Annotated in this window: 16 protein-coding genes; 8 read left to right on the top strand and 8 right to left on the bottom strand. The window is 64.0% G+C overall.

Annotated features, from left to right (window positions below):
* Window positions 1-50: 50 nt before the first annotated feature.
* Window positions 51-1238: a 4-hydroxybenzoate 3-monooxygenase gene (gene pobA, locus APH27_RS20805; RefSeq protein ID WP_060485783.1), complete on the bottom strand. Its 1188-nt coding sequence runs from the start codon at window positions 1236-1238 to the stop codon at window positions 51-53.
* A 129-nt stretch (window positions 1239-1367) separates the two neighbouring features.
* On the opposite strand from pobA, the gene APH27_RS20810 reads away from it, so the two are divergent.
* The 3 genes from APH27_RS20810 (at window position 1368) to APH27_RS20820 (ending at window position 3621) form a co-directional block, all read left to right on the top strand.
* Window positions 1368-2246, top strand: a complete 879-nt coding sequence (locus APH27_RS20810) for a helix-turn-helix domain-containing protein (RefSeq protein WP_027920363.1) — start codon at window positions 1368-1370, stop codon at window positions 2244-2246.
* Between the two features lie 63 nt (window positions 2247-2309).
* Entirely contained in the window at window positions 2310-2708 is a 399-nt protein-coding gene (locus APH27_RS20815) for a MerR family DNA-binding transcriptional regulator (RefSeq protein ID WP_027920364.1), read from the top strand.
* A gap of 13 nt (window positions 2709-2721) precedes the next feature.
* Entirely contained in the window at window positions 2722-3621 is a 900-nt protein-coding gene (locus APH27_RS20820; protein WP_060485784.1) for a hydroxymethylglutaryl-CoA lyase, read from the top strand.
* Between the two features lie 531 nt (window positions 3622-4152).
* Here the strand turns inward: APH27_RS20820 and APH27_RS20825 are convergent.
* Window positions 4153-4671 (bottom strand): MgtC/SapB family protein, encoded by a 519-nt coding sequence (locus APH27_RS20825; RefSeq protein ID WP_027920366.1) that lies wholly within the window; start codon window positions 4669-4671, stop codon window positions 4153-4155.
* Window positions 4672-4907: 236 nt separating this feature from the next.
* Between APH27_RS20825 and APH27_RS20830 the strand changes: the two genes are divergently transcribed.
* The 5 genes from APH27_RS20830 to APH27_RS20850 all read left to right on the top strand — a co-directional run bounded on the left by APH27_RS20830 (window position 4908) and on the right by APH27_RS20850 (window position 11907).
* Window positions 4908-5147, top strand: a complete 240-nt coding sequence (locus tag APH27_RS20830; protein ID WP_027920367.1) for a DUF3203 family protein — start codon at window positions 4908-4910, stop codon at window positions 5145-5147.
* Between the two features lie 122 nt (window positions 5148-5269).
* Window positions 5270-6640: a cytochrome c oxidase accessory protein CcoG gene (gene ccoG, locus APH27_RS20835; protein WP_027920368.1), complete on the top strand. Its 1371-nt coding sequence runs from the start codon at window positions 5270-5272 to the stop codon at window positions 6638-6640.
* Window positions 6641-6679: 39 nt separating this feature from the next.
* On the top strand, window positions 6680-8089 hold the full coding sequence (gene mapR / locus APH27_RS20840; RefSeq protein WP_027920369.1) for a GntR family transcriptional regulator MpaR: 1410 nt from the start codon (window positions 6680-6682) through the stop codon (window positions 8087-8089).
* 65 nt (window positions 8090-8154) lie between these two features.
* Window positions 8155-9783 (top strand): PAS domain-containing sensor histidine kinase, encoded by a 1629-nt coding sequence (locus APH27_RS20845; protein ID WP_060485785.1) that lies wholly within the window; start codon window positions 8155-8157, stop codon window positions 9781-9783.
* Between the two features lie 63 nt (window positions 9784-9846).
* Window positions 9847-11907: a PAS domain-containing sensor histidine kinase gene (locus APH27_RS20850; RefSeq protein ID WP_060485786.1), complete on the top strand. Its 2061-nt coding sequence runs from the start codon at window positions 9847-9849 to the stop codon at window positions 11905-11907.
* A 10-nt stretch (window positions 11908-11917) separates the two neighbouring features.
* On the opposite strand, the gene APH27_RS20855 is transcribed toward APH27_RS20850, so the two are convergent.
* The 6 genes from APH27_RS20855 to APH27_RS20880 all read right to left on the bottom strand — a co-directional run bounded on the left by APH27_RS20855 (window position 11918) and on the right by APH27_RS20880 (window position 18397).
* Window positions 11918-12664 (bottom strand): SDR family oxidoreductase, encoded by a 747-nt coding sequence (locus tag APH27_RS20855; protein WP_027920372.1) that lies wholly within the window; start codon window positions 12662-12664, stop codon window positions 11918-11920.
* A 342-nt stretch (window positions 12665-13006) separates the two neighbouring features.
* Window positions 13007-14542: a DHA2 family efflux MFS transporter permease subunit gene (locus APH27_RS20860; RefSeq protein ID WP_060485787.1), complete on the bottom strand. Its 1536-nt coding sequence runs from the start codon at window positions 14540-14542 to the stop codon at window positions 13007-13009.
* On the bottom strand, window positions 14539-15732 hold the full coding sequence (locus APH27_RS20865; RefSeq protein ID WP_027920374.1) for an HlyD family efflux transporter periplasmic adaptor subunit: 1194 nt from the start codon (window positions 15730-15732) through the stop codon (window positions 14539-14541). The genes APH27_RS20860 and APH27_RS20865 overlap by 4 nt, the downstream gene beginning before the upstream one ends.
* A 30-nt stretch (window positions 15733-15762) precedes the next feature.
* Window positions 15763-16236, bottom strand: coding sequence for a MarR family winged helix-turn-helix transcriptional regulator (locus APH27_RS20870; protein WP_027920375.1), 474 nt, complete (start codon window positions 16234-16236; stop codon window positions 15763-15765).
* Window positions 16237-16348: 112 nt separating this feature from the next.
* A complete protein-coding gene (locus APH27_RS20875; RefSeq protein ID WP_027920376.1) occupies window positions 16349-16978 on the bottom strand; it encodes a response regulator transcription factor in 630 nt (209 codons plus the stop codon).
* Window positions 16979-16990: 12 nt separating this feature from the next.
* The gene (locus APH27_RS20880; RefSeq protein ID WP_060485788.1) at window positions 16991-18397 is read right to left on the bottom strand and encodes a sensor histidine kinase; all 1407 of its coding nucleotides are present in this window, start codon (window positions 18395-18397) and stop codon (window positions 16991-16993) included.
* Window positions 18398-18403: the final 6 nt, after the last annotated feature.

Below are 18403 nucleotides of genomic sequence, written 5' to 3' on the forward strand. Positions count from 1 at the left end.
CGGCGCTCGATCCCACAGGCGACAACCCCCTGTCGGCGTACCCCGGCGCCTCAGGCCACCTCCTCGTACGGCAACCCCACGTAATTCTCGGCAATGTTCACCAACCCCGCCGGCGAGGTCAGGAAATACTCGCGATCGGCCTCCTGCATTTTCTGATCCCAGGCATCCTTGTGCTCGCCAAAGTCATGCAGCAGCTGGGTCATGAACCAGCTGAAACGCTCGCCCTTCCACACCCGACGCAGCGCCAGGGGCGAATACTGTTCCAGCAGGTCGGTGCGCCCCTCGCGGTATACCTTGACCAGGATCCGGTACAGGTAGTTGACGTCGGAGGCCGCCAGGTTCAGACCCTTGGCACCCGTCGGTGGAACGATGTGCGCGGCATCGCCGACCAGGAACAGGTTACCGTACTGCATCGGCTCGACCACCAGGCTGCGCAGCGGCGCGATGCTCTTTTCCAGGGCAGGCCCGGTAACCAGGTGCTGCGCCACGTCTTCGGGCAGGCGCGCCTTGAGCTCGTTCCAGAAGCGCTCGTCGGACCAGTCTTCCACACGTTCTTCCAGCGGCACCTGCAGGTAATAGCGACTGCGCGTCTGCGAGCGCTGGCTGCACAGCGAGAAGCCACGCGCGTGGTGGGCGTAGATCAGCTCGTGGTTGACCGGCGGGGTATCGGACAGCATGCCCAGCCAGCCAAACGGGTACACCCGCTCGTATTCCTTGAGCACGCCTTCGGGGATGCTCTTGCGCGATACGCCGTGGAAGCCATCGCAACCGGCAATGTAGTCGCAGTCCAGGCGGTGGGCCTGACCGTCCTTTTCAAAGGTCACGTAGGGGCGTTCGCCCTTGAGCTCGTGGGGTTGCACGTTGCTGGCCGAGTAGATGATCGGCGCGCCGCTGGCTTCGCGGGCCTGCATCAGGTCCCGGGTGACTTCGGTCTGGCCGTAGACCATCACCGTCTTGCCGCCGGTGAGGTGCTTCAGGTCCAGGCGCTGGCGACGGCCTGCAACCAGCAGCTCGACGCCCTCGTGCACCAGGCCTTCGCGGTCCATGCGTTCGGCGACGCCGGCTTCGCGCAGCAGGTCGACGGTGCCTTGTTCAAGCACACCGGCACGGATGCGGCCAAGCACGTATTCGGGGGTCTGGCGTTCGAGAATGACCGTGTCGATTCCGGCCTTGTGCAGCAGCTGGCCAAGCAGCAGGCCGGACGGGCCTGCGCCGATGATTGCAACCTGAGTGTTCATTGTTTTTATCTCGTTATTAGGATCAGCCCTTGCATTTTTACTGGCAATAACGGCCAATTAAGTGTGCTATCCGATGCAAAAAATGCACTTTTACAAAAATTGTTCGATTAACGGACAGGCAATTACGACATGAGATCTACCCTCCCCGGCGTCCCGCTGTTCCAGTTATATGGCGAAAACCAGCACTGGCCCGGCACCGACCTGCTGCATTGCGAGTCGATCCCGGCGCGCAGCCGCCTGCACCACTGGGAGATCAAACCGCACCAGCACGCCGAGCTGTTCCAGTTGCTCTATGTGCAGCGCGGTGAGGCCCAAGTGGAAATCGAAGGCGTGCGCAGCACAGTCGTCGAGGCTGCGATACAAGTGGTGCCGCCGCTGACCGTGCACGGTTTTCGCTTCAGCGCCGATATCCAGGGCCATGTGCTGACGTTCGGCAGCGCATTGGTGGCCGACCTGGAACAGCGCCTGGGTGCACCGCTGGGGGTGCTGGCGAAAGCGGCGTGTTACCCGCTGGGCAAGGACCGCGTGCAGTTGCGCGGCCTGATCGAAACACTGCAGCAGGAGTACCAGGGCAACGCCCCCGCGCGGGCGACCATGCTCGAGGCACTGGTGACCGCGCTGATGGTGTGGATCAGCCGCCGCCAGCAACTGGGGCAGCCACCACGCAACCGTGACGAACGTGACCGGCAGTTGCTCGGGCAGTACCTGCGGCTGGTCGAGGCGCACTACCGCGAACACCTGTCGGTGGAGGACTTCGCCGCGCGCCTGAACATCCCCAGCCTGCAGCTCAACCAGCTGTGCCGGGCATTGAGCGGGCAGACCGCGTTGCAGGTGATCCATCAGCGCCTGTTGCTGGAGGCTCGCCGCAACCTCATCTATACGCGCATGAGCATCGGGCAGCTGTCGGACAACCTGGGTTTCAGCGACCCTACCTATTTCGCCCGCTTCTTCAAGCGCCTGAGCGGGCAGACACCCAATGGCTACCGGCGCTCGGGGCAGCCCGACTGATCTGCTTGACGTATACGTCAACCTGCCCTCAGGATACTGGCATACCCCACGCCGAGCCCTAGCATGAGCAGCCAGACCTACAGCATCTCCGACCTCTCCCGCGAGCTGGACATCACCACCCGCGCCATCCGCTTCTATGAGGAACAGGGCCTGCTGAGCCCCGAGCGGCGCGGCCTGGAGCGCATCTATTCGGCCCGTGACAAAGTGAGCCTGAAGCTCATCCTGCGCGGCAAGCGCATCGGCTTCTCACTGGCCGAATGCCGTGAGCTGATCGAGCTGTACGACCCCAGCAGCGGCAACCTCAAGCAGCTTCACAGCATGCTGGCGAAGATCGCAGAGCGCCGAGCCCAGCTGGAACAGCAGATGCTCGATATCCACCAGATGCAACTGGAACTGGATACCGCCCAGGAGCGCTGCGAACAGGCCCTGGCCGCCACCCTGAACAATAAAGACAAACGCTGACAGGAACCCCACCATGCCCATGCCCGCAACAGTCCGCCTGGTCGAAGTCGGCCCCCGCGACGGCCTGCAAAACGAGGCCCAACCCATCAGCGTCGCCGACAAGGTGCAACTGGTCGACGACCTGACCAACGCCGGGCTGAGCTATATCGAGGTCGGCAGTTTCGTCTCGCCCAAATGGGTACCACAAATGGCCGGTTCGGCCGAAGTGTTCGCCGGTATCCAGCAGCGCACGGGTGTTACCTATGCCGCGTTGGCGCCCAACCTGCGCGGTTTAGAGGACGCCCTGGCGGCCGGGGTGAAGGAAGTGGCGGTGTTTGCCGCCGCGTCCGAGGCCTTCTCGCAACGCAACATCAACTGCTCGATCAGCGAAAGCCTGCAGCGGTTCGAACCGATCATGCAGGCCGCCCGCAGCCACGGCGTGCGGGTACGCGGTTACGTTTCCTGTGTGCTGGGCTGCCCTTATGAAGGCAAGGTCAGCGCCGAGCAGGTAGCGCCAGTGGCCAAGGCCCTGCACGACATGGGCTGCTACGAGGTTTCGCTGGGTGACACCATCGGCACCGGCACGGCCGGTGATACCCGGCGGCTGTTCGAGGTGGTGTCGGCCGTGGTGCCACGCGCGCAACTGGCCGGCCACTTCCACGACACCTATGGCCAGGCGCTGGCCAACGTGTATGCCAGCCTGCTCGAAGGCATCAGCGTGTTCGACAGCTCGGTCGCAGGCCTGGGCGGCTGCCCTTACGCCAAGGGCGCTACCGGCAACATCGCCACCGAGGATGTGCTGTACCTGCTGCAGGGGCTGGGCATCCAGACCGGTATCGACCTTGACCGGCTGATTGCCGCCGGGCAGCGTATCAGCGCGGTGCTGGGCCGCGCCAACGGTTCGAGGGTGGCACGTGCACGCAGCGCACAATGAGTTTCATACAGGTGTCACATGAGTGTGGGTGAGTGTTACCGCCCCCACAGTTTTCAGCAAAAAACCGGGTAACAGGGAAACAAATCGACAGAATTTCAGGTCGACCGATTTCGTCACTCACGCCAAACCATTGATTTTAAAGGCTTTTAAAAAGTTGGCACGGCACCTGCTATATGTTTGGTACAACAACAAGAAAAACGCGATAACCAATAAAAACAACATGTAACGGCTCTGACATAACAAGAACAACACGGCAGAGGCGCAGCAAGCAGATTTTTTTGGAGTAGACAGGCTTTTCAGGGGCTCGCCCCGCGGACTGACACAGAACAATAAAACTACCTGAAGGTAGCGGCAGTCAGGCTCGGATCCACAGGATGAAAGCAGGTCAGCGCTCAAAAAAATACGTTTGCTCTTGACCCCGGATGGGGGTCGCACGCGACATCAAGGCTAGCCTACAAAAACAATAAAAGGCCGGTCTCAATAATAAGAAAAGAGCAGGCAACAACGCTTTGAGGGGAGCTTCGGCTCCCCTCAGTGCTTCCTGCCCCCCTCCTCGTTCTGCTTCTCCTCGTCCTCTCCCTCGACCTTCTCCACCAGTAGCGGCATCGTGCCCAGGACCAACAGCGCCAGCACCGTGCTGACCAGCGCCGTGGCTTCGCGCCCCATGCCCGCAGCGGTACCGATTGCAGCTGTCATCCACAACCCCGCAGCGGTGGTCAGGCCTTTGACGTGGCTGGTGTCCTGGCCGTTACCCTTGAGGATGGTGCCCGCGCCGAGAAAGCCGATGCCGGCGACGATACCCTGGATCACTCGGCTCAGGGCCTGCTGATCAGCACCGGCCATGCTGGGTGCCAGCACGAACAGCGCCGCGCCCAGGGATACCAGCATGTGCGTGCGCACGCCGGCGGACTTGCCTTTGTGCTCGCGCTCGAAACCCAGCACGGCACCCAGTACAGCGGCCATCAGCAGACGAACGAGAACCTGGATGACCTCGCGTTCATGGGTGATGTCGGCGAATTCGGCCTGAATGGTTTGCCAGATCAGATCCATGGATTGGGTACCGGGCTGAAGGGATGCTCTGCCTGCACCGGCCTCGTCGCGGGCAAGCCCGCTCCCACAGAGGTCCGCGCACTATTTGTGGAAGCAGGCTTGCCCGCGAAGAGGCCGGACGGGTGCCTAATGAAGTTGACCCCTGCGCAGCCCGCAAAGTGCCCACCCGGCAAGCCGATGCAGCAACCTTCCTTCGCCTGTGGTCACAACCTGTAACCGCCCCGGAGGACGCCACCATGCCCATCGAAGTCGAAGAAAGCACCCAGCGCTGCACCCTCATTGGTGAAAAGCTGCGCATCGAGGGCAAAGGCCCCGAGATCGAAATCATCACTGACGAACAGTTGCGGATGTCCGTGGCCATCCTCGCCGGCGAACGCTTCCCGATCACCGAGGCCGAAGCCGACGCGCTGACTGTGGCGGGTGCGGTCGATAGCCGCAGGCACCTCAAGGCCAGCACGCCAGGCTCGGTGATCTAGGGCTTGCGAGACCATTTGCGGCAATCTGATATGGTTTTTATCGCCTGACCTGAGTCTGTGCTGAAAACAGTTCGGGGGTCATAGTGCTCGTGCCTGATCGAGGCCAGAAGAGCACCGACGCCATGACTGATCGAATCCATGCCATCCAGATTGCCGCCGAGGGTATCCACACCCGCAGTTTCACCGGCCTGTACCGCACGCTGCGCATAGCCTTCGCCGGCGTGCTGTTCGCGCTGTTCTTCGGCACTGCCTGGCTCGACTGGAACGGTCGCCAGGCGGTGCTGTGGGACCTGGCCGACAGCAAGTTCCACATCTTCGGCGCGACCTTCTGGCCGCAGGACTTCATCCTGCTCTCGGCGCTGCTGATCATCTGCGCCTTCGGCCTGTTTGCCATCACCGTCTACGCCGGCCGGGTGTGGTGCGGCTACAGCTGCCCGCAAAGCACTTGGACCTGGCTGTTCATGTGGTGCGAGAAGGTCACCGAAGGCGACCGCAACCAGCGCATCAAATTGGCTGCAGCACCCTGGAGCCTGAACAAACTGGCCCGGCGCACGCTCAAGCACAGCCTGTGGCTGGCCATTGGCGTGCTAACCGGCCTGACCTTCGTCGGCTACTTCACGCCAATACGCCCACTGGCCCATGAACTGTTTACCCTGCAGCTCGGCGGCGTGGCACTGTTCTGGGTGCTGTTCTTCACCGCCGCCACCTATATCAATGCAGGCTGGCTGCGCGAGGCGGTGTGCCTGCACATGTGCCCCTATGCGCGTTTCCAGAGCGTGATGTTCGACCAGGACACCCTGGCCGTGGCCTACGACCCGCGCCGCGGCGAATCCCGCGGCCCGCGCAAGAAAGGCAGCGACGCCCGTGCCCAAGGCCTGGGCGACTGTATCGACTGCACCCTGTGCGTGCAGGTCTGCCCCACCGGCATCGATATCCGCGACGGCCTGCAGATGGCCTGCATTGGTTGCGCGGCCTGTATCGATGCCTGCGACAACGTCATGGGCAAGATGGGTTACCCCCGCGGCCTGATCGGCTACAAGTCCGAGCACAGCCTGCAAGGTGGAACTTCCCACTGGGCACGCCCGCGCCTGCTCGGCTACGCCGCCGCGCTGGTGCTGATGATCGGCGCCCTGGTGGTGGCTCTGCAGCTGCGCCCGATGGTATCGCTGGACGTGATCAAGGACCGTGGCCTGTTCCGTGAAAACGCCCAAGGCCAGATCGAGAACATCTATTTGCTTAAAGTCATCAACAAGACCGCGCAACCCCAGCGTTACCGCCTGCGCCTGCTCGATGCCGAGGGCTTCGAACTGCACGGCAACACCGAGTTCAGCATCCCGGCCGGCGAAATGAGCGAGCTGCCTGTGTCGGTGGCACTGCTGGCCGAGCGCCCGGCCAGCAGCTCACAGGACCTGGCCTTCGAAATCCGCGACAGTGACCAGCCCGCCGTGCGCAGCGTTGCCCGCAGCCGCTTCGTGGCGCCACTGAACCGCTGATCCCTTACACTGATCGTTCACCTTGCCTGCCGAGCCCCCATGAAACGTTACGAACGCTTCGCCGACGACATTGCCGAACTGATCCGCTCCGGGGTACTCGGCCCAGGCCAGCGCGTGCCTTCGGTACGCTATGCCAGCCAGACTCACGGCGTCAGCCCGTCCACGGTGTTCCAGGCCTACTACCTGCTCGAACGCCGTGGGCTGATCCGCGCACGGCCACGCTCAGGCTACTTCGTCAACGCCCATGCACCGCGCCAGTTCAGTGAACCGCAGGCGCTGGAGCCGCTCAGCGAATCGACCGAGGTGGACGTCAGCGGCCTGGTGTTCTCCATCCTCGACTCGATCAAGGACCCAAGTACCGTACCGTTCGGCTCGGCCTTCCCCAGCCCTGAACTGTTCCCGCTGCAGCGCCTGTCACGCTCGCTGGCCAGCGCCAGCCGGGCCATGGACCCGCGCATGGTGGTCACCGACCTGTCGCCGGGCAACCCACAATTGCGCCGGCAAATCGCCCTGCGCTACATGGTCGGTGGGTTGATGCTGCCGATGGAAGAGCTGCTGATCACCAATGGCGCGCTGGAAGCCCTGAACCTGTGCCTGCAGGCCGTTACCGAACCCGGCGACCTGGTGGCCATCGAGGCACCGGCCTTTTACGCCTGCCTGCAAGTGCTGGAGCGGCTCAAGCTCAAGGCCGTGGAAATCCCGGTGCACCCGCGCGAGGGCATGGACCTGGCCGTGCTGGCCCAGACCCTGGACAAGCACCCGGTAAAGGCCGTGTGGTGCATGACCAACTTCCAGAACCCGGTGGGCGCGAGCATGCCCGAGGCGAAGAAGCAGGCATTGGTCGAACTGCTACGCCACCATCAGGTGCCGTTGATCGAAGACGATGTCTACGCCGAGCTCTACTACTCGCAACAGGCCCCGAAACCGGCCAAGGCGTTCGACACCCAGGGGCTGGTGATGCATTGCGGCTCGTTTGCCAAGAGCCTGGCACCGGGTTACCGCATTGGTTGGGTCGCTGCGGGGCGTTTTGCCCAGAAAATCGAGCGGCTGAAGTTGATGACCTCGCTGTGCGCCTCGATGCCCGCCCAAGCCGCCATCGCCGACTACCTTCAGCACGGTGGCTACGACCGCCACCTGCGCAAGCTGCGCTACGCCCTGGAGGGGCAGCAGGCCAACATGCTGGCCGCCATCGCCCGCCATTTTCCGGCGCAGACCCGCGTCAGCCAGCCCTCCGGCGGCTACTTCCTGTGGCTGGAACTGCCTGAACAGATGGACGCCCTCAAGCTGTTCCACATGGCTTTGGCCCAGGGCATCAGCATCGCACCGGGGCCGATCTTTTCGCCGACCCGACGCTTTGGCAATTGCATCCGTCTGAACTACGGCACACCGTGGAACGAGAACGCCGAACGCGCCATGGAAACCTTGGGGCGCATCATCCGCTCGTTCTGAAGTTCTGAAGGAAGGCGTGAACAAGAGCGGCTATAGTTGGGCGACCCCACACGCTGGATCGCCCCATGCCGCCTGACGACTCGACGCCCTCCCCCCAAGCGCTGCAGGACCTGGCCCTGCGCATCGATCAAGCCCAGGCCAACAACAAGCTGCTGGGCGAACTGGTCGATCACAGCCAGGCCAACGTGTTTGCAGCCGATCGCAACTTCCGCCTGCTGGCAATCAACCGCACCGCGCAGGAAACCTTCAAACGCCTGCGCGGTTTCGTGCCGCAGGTCGGTGACTACATCCCGCAGTTCATTGCCAACCAGCCTGACATCTGCAAATGGCTGGAAGCGACGTGGCCGCGCGTGCTCACCGGCGAAGCATTCATCGACACCATCGCCATCGGCCCACCCGATGCCCTGCGCCACTATCAAATCAGCTACAACACCTTGCGCGACGCCCAGCAACAGATCCAGGGTGGTTACCTGTTCGCCTATGACATCAGCGAGCGTGTCGCCGAGCAGGAGCGCCTGCGCACGACCGAAGAGGCCCTGCGCCAATCGCAGAAAATGGAAGCAGTGGGGCAGTTGACCGGCGGCATCGCACATGACTTCAACAACCTGTTGGGTGGCATCCTCGGCGCGCTGGAGATGGCCGAGCAGCGCCAGGCCGAGCAGCGCTACCATGACAGCTCCCGGCTGCTCGGCGTCGCCCGGCGCAACGCTCAACGCGCGGCCTCGCTGGTCCAGCGCCTGCTGGCGTTCTCGCGCCAGCAGACGCTGGTACCTCAGGCCGTGAACGTCCAACAGCTGGTGGCCGGCATGCACGAGCTGATTGCCAGCTCGCTCGATGAGCGCATCACCTTCATCGACCAGACCCAAAGCGACTGCTGGCTGGTGCAGATCGATCCGCATCAACTGGAGAACGCGCTGCTCAACCTGTGCATCAACGCCCGCGACGCCATGCCGCTCGGTGGCACGCTGCGTATTGCCAGTGAAAACGCCCAGCTCGATGAAGTGCAGGCCCGTGCACTGGAGCTGCCCTGCGGCGCCTACCTTCATCTCAGCGTCTGCGACAGCGGTGTCGGCATGCCCGCCGAAGTGCTGCAACGGGCACTCGAGCCTTTCTTCACCACCAAACCACTGGGCCAGGGCTCCGGTCTTGGGCTGTCAATTGTGTATGGCTTCGTGCGCCAGTCCGGGGGCCGGTTGCGCATCGTCAGCGAACCGGGGCACGGCGCCTGCATCCACCTCTACCTTCCGCGGGCCTCCAGCGGCACCGCTGCGCAAGCCAGCGAGCAGCCACAGGCAACCCGCGAAGGGCACCATGCAACGCCTCAAGAGGTGATGCTGGTGGAAGACCAGGACACCCTGCGCCTGCTGATCAGCGAAGTGCTCGAGGAACAGGGGCACAGGGTGCATGCCTTCAGCGACGGCCGCGACGCACTGGAAGCCTTGCAGGCAGGCTTGCGCCCGCACCTGCTTATCACCGATATCGGCTTGCCGGGCGGGGTCGATGGCGACCAGATAGCAGCAGCCTGCCAGAAGCTGCCGGGCACTATCGCGGTGCTGTACATCACGGCCTATGCCAGCAATCGAATCAATGTCCCCCCCGGCCGGCACAGCGCCATACTGTACAAGCCCTTCGAGCTGGCAGCCCTCAACCAGCAAGTGGTACAGCTGCTGGAAAATCGGCGCTTACCGCTGTAGGCCGCTATGCGGCTGCGTTGCGGACAGGTAAAGTCTGGCCATTCATTTCTGTCGGACGTCGCCATGCCCCGCCGCGACCTGCTCGCACTGCGCCAGGAAATCGAAACCCTGCGCCAACGTAACGCACAGCTGGAGTCCAAGCTGCTGCAACACGCAGACCAGGACCAGAACATCTATCGCTTTCTGTTCGACACCATGGACGAAGGCTTCTGCATCATCGAATTCTTCGACGGCCCCCACGGCCCGCTCAGCGACTACATCCACGTGCTGGCCAACGCGGCCTACGCCAAGCATGCAGGGATCCCAAATGTGGTCGGGCAGAAGCTGCGAGAAATGGTGCCCAACGAAGCCGACGACTGGGTGGCCCGCTACGGCGAGGTGTTGCGTACCGGCGAGCCAATGCAGTTCGAACAGGAGCTGGTCGCCACTGGCCATGTACTATCGGTGACCACCTTCCGCGTGGAGCCGGCAGAGCGCCGCCAGGTCGCGGTGCTGTTCAAGGATGTCACCGAGCGGCGCAGGGCCGAGCAGGCACTGCAGCAACTGAACGAAGAGCTTGAGCAGCGGGTCGGTGCAGCATTGGCCGAACGGCGCCTGTTCGCCGAGCTGGTCGACCATAGCGTGGTCAACTTGCATGTGGTTGATACCGGCATGCACTGGCTGGCGGTCAACCGTCAGGCCAGGCACGATTTCCATGCCTTGTACGGGCGCACGCCTGAGGTCGGCGACTATCTGCCAGCATTGATGGAAAACGCCCCCACGGACCGCGATCTGATCATACCCATGTGGCAACGGGCGCTGGCAGGCGAACAGTTCATCGAGATTGGTGCTTTCGGACAACGCCACTACGAGCTGCGTTTCAACGCCTTGCGCAACCACGATGACAGCGTGCTAGGTGCCTATCTATTCGCCTTTGACATCACCGAGCGAGTGCAGGAGCAGCAGCGCCTGGCCAAGGCCGAACAGGCGCTGCGCCAAGCGCAGAAGATGGAAGCCGTGGGGCAACTCAGCGGCGGCATCGCTCACGATTTCAACAACCTGCTGGGCGGCATCATCAATGCCCAGGAGTTGATGAAAAAGCGCCTGGGCCAGCAGCGCTACGAAGAGTTGGGGCCTTTGCTCCAACTGTCCAGCCACTCGGCGCAACGGGCATCAGCATTGGTGCACCGGTTGCTGGCCTTTTCACGCCAGCAGACCTTGCAACCGCGTTCGACCGGGGTCGCGGCACTGGTCAACGACATGGAAGAGCTGATCCACCGCAGCATAGGCCCGTCCATCACCTTGCGCAGCCACTTCAACGCCCGGTTGTGGCCGACGTTCATCGACCCACCGCAACTGGAAAGCGCCCTGCTCAACCTGTGCATCAATGCGCGTGACGCCATGCCCGATGGTGGCGCGATCGATATCGAGGGCGACAACATCAGCCTCGGCAGCGAGCAGGCACGCCCGCTCGAACTGGCCGCCGGGGACTATGTACGGCTCAGCGTGGCCGACACCGGTTGCGGCATGAGCGCAGCGGTGGCGGCACGGGCAATCGACCCGTTCTTCTCCACCAAACCCATGGGCCAAGGCACCGGCCTGGGGTTGTCGATGACGTATGGTTTCGTGCGCCAGTCGGGCGGCCAGCTGCGCCTGCTCTCCACGCCTGGTAAAGGCACACGGGTCGAGCTGTACTTGCCGCGCCATCACGAACAGCCTGTTGTGGCCACTGCGCCACCGGCGAGCAAAGGGTTGGCCAGCAGCTCGGGCGGGCAACGCATCGTACTGGTGGAAGACCAGGCGGCGCTGCGCCTGGTGGTCGGCGAAGTGCTGGAAGAGCTGGGCTATCAGGTCGAGGCCTTCGAAAATGGCCCTGCCGCGCTGGCGTACCTGCAGCAGTGCGAGCAACCTGACCTGCTGCTGAGCGATATCGGCCTGCCCCACGGCCTCAGTGGCCGCCAGTTGGCTGAGCAGTGCCGGCAACGGTATCCGCACCTGAAAGTGCTGTTCATTACCGGCTACGACGAGAGTGCGGCGCTCAGCGACGGCCAGTTGCTGCAGGGTACCAGCGTGCTGACCAAGCCTTTCGAGCTTGAGGCACTGGCCGAGCGGGTACGCCAGTTGCTGGCGGATGAGCTGCCCTGACGGGCAGCGCTCAACGCCCGCCGCCCAGTTCGATGAAGCTGCCGGTGGAGTACGAGGCCTTGTCCGACAGCAGCCAGAGAATCGCCTCTGCCACTTCTTCGGCGCGCCCGCCCCGGCCCATGGGCAGGCCAGATTCAAGCTTGGTCACGCGATCAGGGTCACCGGAAAGGGCATGGAAACCGGTGTGGATGTAACCCGGTCGCACGCCGTTGACCCGCACGCCCTCACCCGCCACTTCCTTGGCCAGGCCGATGGTGAAGGTGTCCAGCGCACCTTTGGAGGCGGCGTAGTCGACGTACTCGTTGGGTGAGCCGAGGCGTGCGGCAAGCGAGGACACATTGACGATCGCGCCACCATGCCCGCCATGACGGCGGGCCATGCGCAGCAAGGCGTGCTTGGCGCAGAGCATGGGGCCGACGACATTGGTCTTCATCACCTTGAGCAGGCGGAACTCGGACATGTCCTCGACACGGCTCTGCTGGCCAATGGTACCGGCGTTGTTGACCAGCGCGGTGACCGGGCCGAGTTCCTGGTCGACGCGGTGGAACAACTGGATCACCTCGTCTTCGACACTGGCGTCGGCGCGCACGCTGATGGCGTCGGCACCCAAGGCGCGAACCTGGGCGAGGATGCTGTCGGCGGCCTGGTCGTCGGCGTGGTAGTTGATGCAGATGCGGTAGCCCTCACGGGCGGCCTGCAAGGCGGTGGCGGCGCCGATGCCACGGCTGGCACCGGTGATGACAATGACTTTCTCCATGGGACTGCCGATGGTTTGGGGAGGGAGCGGTGACGATAGGGGATAAGATCGTGTGAGGGCAAGGGGGTGTACGCCACAGCATTTTCGGCGCCATTGAGGCCGAGCGCCGCCCGCGCGGCGCATCGCGGATAAATCCGCTCCTACATTCGTTGCAACGTGGCCATGCCTGACAGGCCATGGTTGTCAGCTTTGTTTACACGGCTCAAGACATGCACCAAGGCTGGCAACCATGGCGTAACAGGTTCGGCACGTTGCAACAAATGTAGGAGCGGATTTATCCGCGATGCGCCGCGCGGGCGGCGCTCGGTTTCAATGGCGCTGAAGAGCTTAAGGCAAACAATCTCAATGCCCCGCCGAGGCCGGCCCTGCCTTCGCCGTAAACGGCGGCTTGGCCAGCCACACCAGCAGGATCAACCCGGCAAACACCCAAGTCATCAAGGTGAAGTAGTCCACCGTCGACATCATGTACGCCTGCGCATTCACAATCTGTTCCAGCTTCGCATAATTCTGCGAACTCGCCCCGCCCAGCTGCTCCAGCGTGTGCCGCGTGGCCGGGTCGAACTGGCTGATGTGCTCGCTCAGGTAGGCATGATGCTGGTCCGCCCGGCGAATCCAGATCCATGTAGTCAACGAAGCCGCAAAGCTCCCCCCCAGCGTACGCAGGAAGGTCGCCAGCCCCGAGCCATCGGCAATCTGGTGCGGCGGCAGGTCCGACAGCAGGATGCTCAAGGTCGGCATGAAGAACAGCGCCACGCCGATGCCCATGAACAACTGCACCAGGGCGATGTGCTGGAAGTCCACCTCGCTGGTGAACCCCGCGCGCATGAAGCAGCTGGTGCCAATCGCCAGAAACGCCAGCCCCGCCAGCACCCGCAGGTCGAAGCGGTGCGCGTACTTGCCCACGAACGGCGACATGATCACCGGCAGCAAACCAATCGGCGCCACCGCCAGGCCCGCCCAGGTGGCGGTGTAGCCCATCTGCGTCTGCAACCACTGCGGCAGGATCAGGTTGATGCCGAAGAACCCGGCATAACCACCGACCAGCACAATGGTGCCGACGCGGAAATTGCGGTGCACGAACAGCCGCAGGTTGACCACCGGGTGGCGGTCGGTGAGTTCCCAGATGATGAAGATCGCCAGGAACACCACCGAGATCAGGCTGCCGATGATGATGAACGACGATTCGAACCAGTCCAGGTCATTGCCCTTGTCCAGCACCACCTGCAATGCGCCCACACCAACGATCAGCGTCAGCAGGCCAATGTAGTCCATCGGCTGGCGGCTGGTGACGACCGGCCGCGTGCGCATCTGCTGGCGCACCACGGCGGCGGCGAACAGGCCGATCGGCACGTTGATGAAGAAGATCCACGGCCAGCTGTAACTGTCGGTGATCCAACCACCCAATATCGGCCCGGCAATCGGCGCCACCACCGTGACCATCGCCAGCAAGGCCAGGGCCATGCCGCGTTTGGCCGGCGGGTAGACGGCGATCAGCAAGGTCTGGGTCATCGGGTACAGCGGCCCGGCCACCACACCCTGCAGCACACGAAAGCCGACCAGCTCCGGCATCGACTGGGCGACACCGCACAGGAACGACGCCAGCACGAACAGCAGCGTGGCCCAGATGAACAGCTTCACCTCGCCAAAGCGCCGGCTCAACCAGCCGGTCAGCGGCAAGGCGATGGCGTTGCTCACCGCGAACGAGGTGATCACCCAGGTGCCCTGCTCGTAGCTCACCCCCAGGTTGCCGGAAATGGTCGGCAGCGCCACGTTGGCGATGGTGGTGTCGAGCACCTGCATGAAGGTCGCCAGCGACAGGCCGATGGTGGTCAGCAACAGGCTCGGCGGGGTGAACTGGGCCGGGGCGTTGTTGCTCATCGCTGCGCCGTCTTGCCGGTGGCGCTGTTTTCGTGGATCAGCCGGGCGATCAGCTGGTCCGCCTCGCCCAGCTGGCGGTCATACACCTGGGTGGTGTAGCTGGCCTGCTGCGGTGGCTGCTGGGCCAGGGTCGGGCCGCTCTGGTCGTGAAGGTCGACTTCGACCACGGTGGACAGGCCGATGCGCAACGGGTGGTCCTTGAGCTGGTCAGGGCTCAGGTGAATACGCACCGGCACGCGCTGGACGATCTTGATCCAGTTGCCGGTGGCGTTCTGCGCAGGCAGCAGGGCGAAGGCGCTGCCGGTACCGGCACCGAGGCTGTCGACCGTGCCGCTGTACTTGACCTCGCTGCCATACAGGTCGGCGCTGATTTCCACCGGCTGGCCGATGCGCATGTCGCGCAACTGGGTTTCCTTGAAGTTGGCGTCGATCCACACTTCATTGAGCGGGATCACGGCCATGGTCGCAGTGCCGGGCTGCAGGCGCTGGCCGAGCTGCACGGTGCGCTTGGCAACATAGCCGGTCACCGGCGCCAGCAAGGTAGTGCGGGCGTGATCGAGGTAGGCCTGGCGCAGGTCGGCCGCGGCCGCCATCACCTCGGGGTGCGAGGACACCACGGTGTCGTCGACCAGTGCGGTGCTGGTGTTCAGCTGCTGGCGTGCGCTGTTGACGGCGGCCTGGGCCACGGTCAGGTCGTCACGGGCATGGGAGATTTCTTCCGCTGCAATCGCACCGCTGTCAGCCAGCACCTTGCGCCGGTTGTAGTTCTGCTGGGCTTTCTGCAGTTCGGCCTGGCGGGTTTCCAGCTGGGCCTTGAGCGAATCGACGTTGCTGTAAAGCCCGCGCACCTGGCGCACGGTGCGCGCCAGCTTCGCTTCGGCAGACTGCAGGGCCACTTCGCTGTCGGACGGGTCGAACTGCAACAGCACCTGGCCGGCATGCACCAGGTCGCCGTCATCGGCGCCGATACTGGTGACGGTACCGGTCACCAGCGGGGTGATTTCCACCACGTTGCCATTGACGTAGGCGTCGTCGGTGCTTTCGTGCCAGCGCCCGACCAGGCTGTACCAGGCCCAGGTGCCCGCGCCGACGAGCAGCACCAGCAACAACAGGCCGAGCAGCCAGGCCTTGCGCTTGCCCGGCGCTGGGGCGTCGGCGGAGGGAGTTGAGGTGTCTGTGGGAGTGGCCATGACAATACCTTGGAATATGCGTAACAGGGATCAACGATCGCCGAAGCGGCGGATCGTCAGAGGGTCGCCGGCACCAAGCAGGACCTTGGCCAGCAGGCCTTCGAGGGTCTTCAGCTCGTCTGGCTGCAACACGCCGACCAGTTCGTTCATCGCCGCCGCGCCGATCTCTGGCAGGCGGTCGGCCAGGCGCTGGCCATCGTCACTCAGCGCCAGGCGCACCTGGCGGCGGTCATCGGCGCAGCGGTTGCGCAGGATCAGGCCCTTCTGCTCGAGGCGGTCGAGCATGCGGGTCATCGAACCGCTGTCCAGGCCCAGGTAGCGGCACAGTTCGGCCGGGGTATCCACCTGGTACTGGGTGACGATGATCAGCACCTTGAACTGTGCGGCGGTGACGCCCTCTGATTCGAGGTGCCAGTCGAGAATGCGGTCCTTGAGGATCGCCGCACGCCCCAGCAGCATGCCGATGGCGCAGGTCTGGAAATTTTCCGGGGTGAAATGGGACATCGCGCTCTGCTCGGGCAATTGTTTAAAAATATTACTGCCTAGGCAGTGAATGTCAAAGCTTTGATTAGGGGGCTATGCAAATATTCATGAAACGGCCGTTGCCGGCGACGTTTCAGCGCGCGCGCAAACCCAGCGCCTCTACCGCTCCACAGGCGATCGCCATGCCTACCAGCTCGGCCAGGCTTTGCGCCTGCAGGCGCTTCATCACCCGCCCCCGGTACAGGTCCACGGTCTTCACGCTGATGCCCAGGCGCTCGGCAATCTCGCGGTTGCTCAAGCCTTGGGCCAGTGGCACGAACACATCGCGCTCACGGGGCGTCAGCGCATCCAGGCGCGCCTGCACCGCAGCAAGCACCAGGTCGTCCTGGCGCGCTTGCCCTGCCCGCTCCAACGCCGCCTGCACACTGTCGAGCAGCAGCTGGTCGCTGTAGGGTTTTTCGATAAAGTCGCTCGCCCCGGCCTTGAACGCCCGCACCACGATAGGCACATCGGCATGGCCGCTGACGAAGATCACCGGGATCTGCAGGCCACGTTCGCGCAAGGCCTGCTGCACCGCCATGCCGCCCAGCCCGGGCATGCGCACATCCAGCAGCACACAGGCCGGCCCATCGTCCACACAGGCATCGAGAAACGCCTGGCCGCTGGCAAACGGCACGCCCTGCAGGCCCACCGATTCCAGCAACCACACCGTCGAATCACGCATGCCCTGATCGTCATCGACCACATAAACCTTCGCTTGCACCCTGCCCTCTCCTTATCCCCGGCTCACTGCCAGCCGACAGCACAACACCAACCCACCCGCCTCACCCGCACGCGCCCACAGGCTGCCACCAAAGCCTTCGATCAGGCTGCGGCTCATGCTCAGGCCCAGGCCGAGCCCATCGGCCTTGGTGGTGCCGAACGGGGTGAAGATCTGATCCAGGCGCTCGGCGGCCACGCCCGGCCCCTGGTCGACGACCTCGATCAGCACCCCGTCGCCCTCGCGCACGGCGCCGAGCAGAATACGGGAAGGCTGCGCGCCATGCTGCTCGCGGTTGGCCTCGATGGCATTGCGCAGCAGGTTAAGCAGCACTTGCTCAAGCAATACCCGGTCGGCGAACACCGCAGGCAGTTGCACGCTGATGCGCAGTTCGACAGCGACCTGATCACGCGCCGCTTCCCAGGCGCACAGGCGCATGGCTTCGGCCGCCACTTCTGCCACCTCCACCGCCTGCAGGCGCCGCGGCCCCTTGCGCAGGAACGCACGCAGGCGGCGAATCACCTCGGCGGCGTGGGTCGCCTGTTCGGTGATGCGCTGCAGGCCCTGGCCAACCCGTTCACGCGCCTGCGGGTCACGCTCCAGGCCTTGCAGGTATCGCTGGCTGGCATTGGCATAGTTGACCACCGCCGCCAGCGGCTGATTCATCTCGTGGGCAATCCCCGACGCCAGTTCGCCCAGGGTAGCGAGCCGGGCGCTGTGGGCCAGGTTCTCCTGGGCCTCGATGCGCAGGGTGATGTCGCGCGACACGCTGACCACCTCCACCACGGCGCCGGTGTAAGTCTCGCGGATCGCCCGGCTGGCGATCTCGAACCAGCGATAAGCACCGCTGGCATGCCGCACGCGACAGGTCATGGTGTGGTAACCATCCTGGTCCAGCGCCGCAGCGGCCTGGCGCAACGCCTGGCGCCGTTCGCGCGGGTGCAGCAAGGCCCGCACCGGCATGCCGCGCAGCTGCTCCGGCCACAGGCCGAGCAAGCGGTAAGCGGCCGGCGAGGCGTCAAGGAAGCGGCCGTCCGGGCTGTGCCGGGATATAAGGTCGGTGGTGTTCTCGATGATCAGCCGGTACAGGCGCCGCGCACGGCTGGCTTCGCGGATGCCGTGGCGCTCCTCGCTGGCATCGCGGCAACGTGCCAGCACCCGCTGGCCCTGGTCATCGGGGATGAACGTCCACAGCAGAATGCGTTCGCCGAACTGTGTTTCGACGTCTGCGATTGCCCGGTGCTGGCGCAGGCAGGCGCGCACCAGCGCCGCACAGTTGCCCGGCAGCCAGTCGGCCAGCGAGGCGCCGACCCCGATCAGTGCCTGCAAGGCCGGGTTGCTTGCCAGGGCACTGGCATCGGCAGCCAGCAGCACGCTGGGTTGTGGGTCCTTGGCGAGCAAGGGTGAAAGGGTCTGATTCACGGTCGG

The sequence above is a fragment of the Pseudomonas sp. NBRC 111123 genome, assembly GCF_001320205.1.
In the GTDB taxonomy this organism is placed as follows: Bacteria; Pseudomonadota; Gammaproteobacteria; order Pseudomonadales; family Pseudomonadaceae; genus Aquipseudomonas; species Aquipseudomonas putida_J.

What these genes read in the sequence shown, in the direction of transcription:
- APH27_RS20815 (WP_027920364.1), top strand. Translation starts at nt 2,310, where the DNA reads ATGAGCAGCCAGACCTACAGCATCTCCGACCTCTCCCGCGAGCTGGAC.
- APH27_RS20825 (WP_027920366.1), bottom strand. Translation starts at nt 4,671, where the DNA reads ATGGATCTGATCTGGCAAACCATTCAGGCCGAATTCGCCGACATCACC.
- APH27_RS20820 (WP_060485784.1), top strand. Translation starts at nt 2,722, where the DNA reads ATGCCCATGCCCGCAACAGTCCGCCTGGTCGAAGTCGGCCCCCGCGAC.
- APH27_RS20845 (WP_060485785.1), top strand. Translation starts at nt 8,155, where the DNA reads ATGCCGCCTGACGACTCGACGCCCTCCCCCCAAGCGCTGCAGGACCTG.
- APH27_RS20870 (WP_027920375.1), bottom strand. Translation starts at nt 16,236, where the DNA reads ATGTCCCATTTCACCCCGGAAAATTTCCAGACCTGCGCCATCGGCATG.
- APH27_RS20810 (WP_027920363.1), top strand. Translation starts at nt 1,368, where the DNA reads ATGAGATCTACCCTCCCCGGCGTCCCGCTGTTCCAGTTATATGGCGAA.
- APH27_RS20850 (WP_060485786.1), top strand. Translation starts at nt 9,847, where the DNA reads ATGCCCCGCCGCGACCTGCTCGCACTGCGCCAGGAAATCGAAACCCTG.
- ccoG (WP_027920368.1), top strand. Translation starts at nt 5,270, where the DNA reads ATGACTGATCGAATCCATGCCATCCAGATTGCCGCCGAGGGTATCCAC.
- APH27_RS20855 (WP_027920372.1), bottom strand. Translation starts at nt 12,664, where the DNA reads ATGGAGAAAGTCATTGTCATCACCGGTGCCAGCCGTGGCATCGGCGCC.
- APH27_RS20865 (WP_027920374.1), bottom strand. Translation starts at nt 15,732, where the DNA reads ATGGCCACTCCCACAGACACCTCAACTCCCTCCGCCGACGCCCCAGCG.
- APH27_RS20830 (WP_027920367.1), top strand. Translation starts at nt 4,908, where the DNA reads ATGCCCATCGAAGTCGAAGAAAGCACCCAGCGCTGCACCCTCATTGGT.
- mapR (WP_027920369.1), top strand. Translation starts at nt 6,680, where the DNA reads ATGAAACGTTACGAACGCTTCGCCGACGACATTGCCGAACTGATCCGC.
- APH27_RS20860 (WP_060485787.1), bottom strand. Translation starts at nt 14,542, where the DNA reads ATGAGCAACAACGCCCCGGCCCAGTTCACCCCGCCGAGCCTGTTGCTG.
- pobA (WP_060485783.1), bottom strand. Translation starts at nt 1,238, where the DNA reads ATGAACACTCAGGTTGCAATCATCGGCGCAGGCCCGTCCGGCCTGCTG.